The 4,067-nt window shown below is 64.0% G+C and carries 4 protein-coding genes; all 4 read right to left on the reverse strand.

What is annotated here, in order from left to right; genetic code table 11:
• Nucleotides 1-53 precede the first annotated feature (53 nt).
• A complete protein-coding gene (locus ACP15I_RS21980) occupies nt 54-521 on the reverse strand; it encodes a hypothetical protein (RefSeq protein ID WP_424974124.1) in 468 nt (155 codons plus the stop codon).
• Nucleotides 522-965: 444 nt separating this feature from the next.
• Nucleotides 966-2,093: a cytochrome-c peroxidase gene (locus ACP15I_RS21985; protein WP_424976700.1), complete on the reverse strand. Its 1,128-nt coding sequence runs from the start codon at nt 2,091-2,093 to the stop codon at nt 966-968.
• Nucleotides 2,094-2,364: 271 nt separating this feature from the next.
• A complete protein-coding gene (locus ACP15I_RS21990; RefSeq protein ID WP_424974614.1) occupies nt 2,365-3,294 on the reverse strand; it encodes an electron transfer flavoprotein subunit alpha/FixB family protein in 930 nt (309 codons plus the stop codon).
• Nucleotides 3,294-4,052: an electron transfer flavoprotein subunit beta/FixA family protein gene (locus tag ACP15I_RS21995; RefSeq protein ID WP_424974613.1), complete on the reverse strand. Its 759-nt coding sequence runs from the start codon at nt 4,050-4,052 to the stop codon at nt 3,294-3,296. The genes ACP15I_RS21990 and ACP15I_RS21995 overlap by 1 nt, the downstream gene beginning before the upstream one ends.
• Nucleotides 4,053-4,067: the final 15 nt, after the last annotated feature.

Below are 4,067 nucleotides of genomic sequence, written 5' to 3' on the forward strand. Positions count from 1 at the left end.
GAAACGCCCGCCCGGCGGGAGGAGGCCGGGCGGGGTTTGGGGGATGTTAAGGATTACTCGTTAGACGAACCCTTGGCGCCTTTGATCGCGGCCAGCTCGGCGAAGCTGTAGTCGTTTGCGTCCAGCCCGAGGGAGGCTGCGAGCTGTGCGCTTGCGCCGGTCACGCCCACGGATTGGGTCGAGACGACTGCGCCGCGCTCGGCCACGTTATAGCCGGTGTCGGTGTCGAAGCTGCCCTTGATGGCGGCCAGTTCGCCGAAGCTGTAGTCATTGGTGTCCAGGCCCAAGGTCGCGGCCAGCTGTGCATGGGCCGGGGAGATGCCGACCGACTGGGTCGAGACCACGTCGCCGCGGGGCGGGATGTTGTAGCCATTGTCGGTGTCGAAGGAGCCTTTGATCGCGGCCAGTTCGGAGAAGCTGTAAGCGCCGGGCTCGACGCCGAGCTGACGCTCGAGCTGGGAGGAGGCGAAGGCCGGAGCGGTCAGGGCGATCACGAGGGCGGATGTCAGAGCGAGTTTCATTTCAGTAGTCCTTTCAGTGTGTTACGCGGCCTGAATGTGCGTTGCGAGCCGCGGTGTTGTGTGTGTCGGCGGTGTGTGTCGCTGCCGATGAGTTGGATTTGGGGCGGTTGGGCCGGGAATGAAATGGCGATGATGAGAGAGGCTGTTGCGCGCTGACGCACATCACGCTCGCGCGATCAGGCCTTCTGCGCGGGGCGCCGGTGCCTGTCGGGAAAACGCAGCCATTCCAGAGACTTAACCCGAAACACCCCCTCACGCCCCGGTGATGTTTCCAACACCGGCCCCCAAGCCCCCGAAACCTCACGCCGCGCGTGACAGGAAAAACATCGAAAAAAAACGCACATGACCCCTTGGCCCGGGGAAACGCCTACAAAAAAGACCCCGAAACCGGGGTCTGATGGGCTGGATCAGCGCGGTCCGGAGCGATTGAGCCCCCTGCCCGCGTCACTCAAGCAGGTGTTCATACCTTTGATCGGTCAATGTTCGCAGAAATGCGACCAGCGCATCGATCCGGCGGTCATCCAGAGCCGGTCCATGGGTGAGTTCTTCATGGGCGAGCGTTTCCGGCACCGGCATCTTGCCATAGGGCGCATCGGTTTCGGGGTTGATCTGCGCCGTCTCGGCCCGCGAGTTGTAGCGATTGTAGAATTTCACCACCGTGCGCAGCTCCGCGAAAACACCGTTATGCATATAAGGTCCCGTCACCGCCACATTGCGCAGGCTGGGCGTCCGGAACTTGCCGCGCGCCATCGGGTCATCCACGGCCGGGTTGGCAGACAGCCCCGGATCGATATGCCCCGGCGTGACACCGTTCTGCGCCCGCAAGGCGCCATTCTCGGGCACGCCAATATTGTGATAGCGGTAATCCGTGAACGTCTCGCGCGGGTCGATCGCGCTGCGGCTCAGCTGGTGGCACTGATTGCAATTGGTGAACTGTTCGGAAAAAAAGAGCAGCCGTCCAAGCTCCTCCTCCTTGGACAAAGCCACCTCCCCGCGCAGAAACCGATCATATTTGGAATCGAACGGGCTGAGTGCCTCTGTCCGCTCGAACGCGGCCAGCGCTTCGGCAAAGGCGCGAAAGCCGCGTGCGGGGTCCGACAAGGTGTCGGGAGCAAAGAGTGCGGCGAAGGCCTGTTTATAGCCCGGGTTCTCGGCGATCCGCGCGACCACTGCCGCCGCATCGGACAGCCCCATTTCAATCGGGTTCAGGGGCGGACCCACGGCCTGATCCGCAAGCTCCGAGGCCCGGCCATCCCAGAACTGTCCCCCGCGATAGGCGTTCTCACGGTCCCGGTGAAACTCCGGCGTGAGCGCGGCATAGGTCAGGGTCGGCGCATTGCGATCGCCAAGGGACTGCCCGTCATCGCCCAGAGACGCCATGCCCCGGGGATCGGCAAAGGCATAGTCCGGCACATGACATGTCGCGCAAGCCTGGCTGCGATTGGCCGAAAAGTTGACATCGAAGAACAATTGCTCGCCGAGCTCTTCCAGCGTCGTTGGCACGGCCTCGGTCTCGGCCGCGAGCGGGGCGGCCGCGCAAAGAAGCGGCAGGAACATGAGGCGAAAAAGCATCTGCATGGATCAGACCCGGTGCTGAGAACGGTTATGCCTGACTATAAGACTCGGTTTCTCATATGGCCATGCAGCCTGGCCGGGCGCGTCGTCGCAGCGCGTTTGTCTAATGGCAAGGTCAATCCGGGCAGAGGTCTGCCCCCTCCAAGGTTTAAGGCCGGAGGTTTTATCTCCGGCCTTTGTGTTTGGTTTGGGCCCGGGTTGGGTCTGGCTGTGTCCGGGTCTTGTCCCGGGGCGGGGTTTGGGCCGCTGTTCCGGGTCGTCGTAGTCCTCAGCCGAGTTTTTCGGTGAGTTCGGGGACGGCGGCGAAGAGGTCGGCGACCAGGCCGTAATCGGCGACCTGGAAGATCGGGGCTTCCTCGTCCTTGTTGATCGCCACGATCACCTTGCTATCCTTCATCCCGGCCAGGTGCTGGATCGCGCCGGAGATGCCCACGGCCACGTAGAGATCCGGTGCCACCACCTTGCCGGTCTGCCCGACCTGCCAGTCATTCGGCGCGTAGCCGCTATCGACCGCGGCGCGCGAGGCGCCCACGGCCGCGCCCAGGGTATCGGCGAGCTTCTCGATCATGGCGAAGTCCTCTTCGGAGCCCACGCCGCGCCCGCCGGAGACCACCACGCCCGCGGAGGTCAGCTCGGGCCGGTCGCTCTCAGCGACTTTGTCCTCGACCCAGGCGCTCAGGCCCGGATTGTCGCCCGCGGCGATCTCTTCGATCGGCGCGCTGCCGCCGGTCTCGGCCGCATCGAAGGTCGAGGTCCGGAAGGTGATCACCTTGGTCGCATCCGCCGATCTCACGGTCTGGATCGCGTTGCCCGCATAGATCGGCCGGTCGAACGTGTCCGCATCCACCACGGCCACCACATCCGACAGCACCATCACATCCAGAAGGGCCGCCACCCGGGGCATGATGTTCTTGGCATCGGTCGTCGCCGGCGCCACCACATGGGAATAGCCTTCGGCCAGGGACGCGATCAGCGCCGCCACCGGCTCGGCCAGGCGATGGCCGTAAAGCGCATCCTCGGCCACCAGCACCTTGGCCACGCCCGAGATCGTCGCCGCCTCGGCCGCCGCCGCCTTGGCCGACGCGCCCACGCAGAGCAGCGTCACCTCACCCAGGGCCGCGCTCGCGCTGACGGCCTTGGCGGTGGCATCCATCGCCAGCGCCCCATCGGTTACTTCTGCCAGACACAAAACAGCCATCAGACAGCTCCTGCTTCCTTGAGTTTCGACACCAGCTCATCCACCGAGCCGACCTTGATCCCGGCGGCGCGCTCGGCCGGCTCGGAGGTCTTGACCACGCTCAGGCGCGGGGTCACATCGACGCCGTAATCGGCCGGCGTCTTCTCATCCAGAGGCTTCTTCTTGGCCTTCATGATATTGGGCAGCGAGGCATAGCGCGGCTCGTTGAGGCGCAGATCCACGCTGACAATCGCCGGCAGCGAGACCTTGATCGTCTGCAGACCGCCATCGACCTCGCGGGTCACGCTGGCGCTGTCGCCCTCGACGGCCAGCTCGGAGGCAAAGGTCGCCTGGGACCAGCCCAGAAGCGCGCTGAGCATCTGGCCCGTGGCGTTCATGTCATTGTCGATCGCCTGCTTGCCACAGAGTACAAGCCCCGGCTCTTCCTCCTTGACCACCGCCGCGAGCAGCTTGGCCACCGCCAGAGGCTCGATATCGGTGTGCACATCCTCGGCCGCATTGATCAGGATCGCCCGATCCGCACCCATGGCCAGCGCCGTGCGCAGGGTCTCCTGGGATTGCTTGACGCCGATCGACACCGCCACAACTTCCGTGGCCGTCCCCGCCTCCTTCAGACGGATCGCCTCTTCCACGGCAATCTCGTCAAACGGGTTCATCGACATCTTCACATTCGCAAGATCAACACCGCTCCCATCCGCCTTAACACGGACCTTCACGTTATAATCAATAACGCGCTTCACAGGCACCAATACCTTCATAAGACCATGTCTCCT

Origin of the sequence: Dinoroseobacter sp. S124A (assembly GCF_049801015.1) — a bacterium.
Lineage (GTDB): Bacteria > Pseudomonadota > Alphaproteobacteria > Rhodobacterales > Rhodobacteraceae > Dinoroseobacter.

Excerpts from the sequence above, each read along its gene's own strand:
- ACP15I_RS21980 (WP_424974124.1), bottom strand. The coding sequence starts at position 521 with ATGAAACTCGCTCTGACATCCGCCCTCGTGATCGCCCTGACCGCTCCG.
- ACP15I_RS21985 (WP_424976700.1), bottom strand. The coding sequence starts at position 2,093 with ATGCTTTTTCGCCTCATGTTCCTGCCGCTTCTTTGCGCGGCCGCCCCG.
- ACP15I_RS21990 (WP_424974614.1), bottom strand. The coding sequence starts at position 3,294 with ATGGCTGTTTTGTGTCTGGCAGAAGTAACCGATGGGGCGCTGGCGATG.
- ACP15I_RS21995 (WP_424974613.1), bottom strand. The coding sequence starts at position 4,052 with ATGAAGGTATTGGTGCCTGTGAAGCGCGTTATTGATTATAACGTGAAG.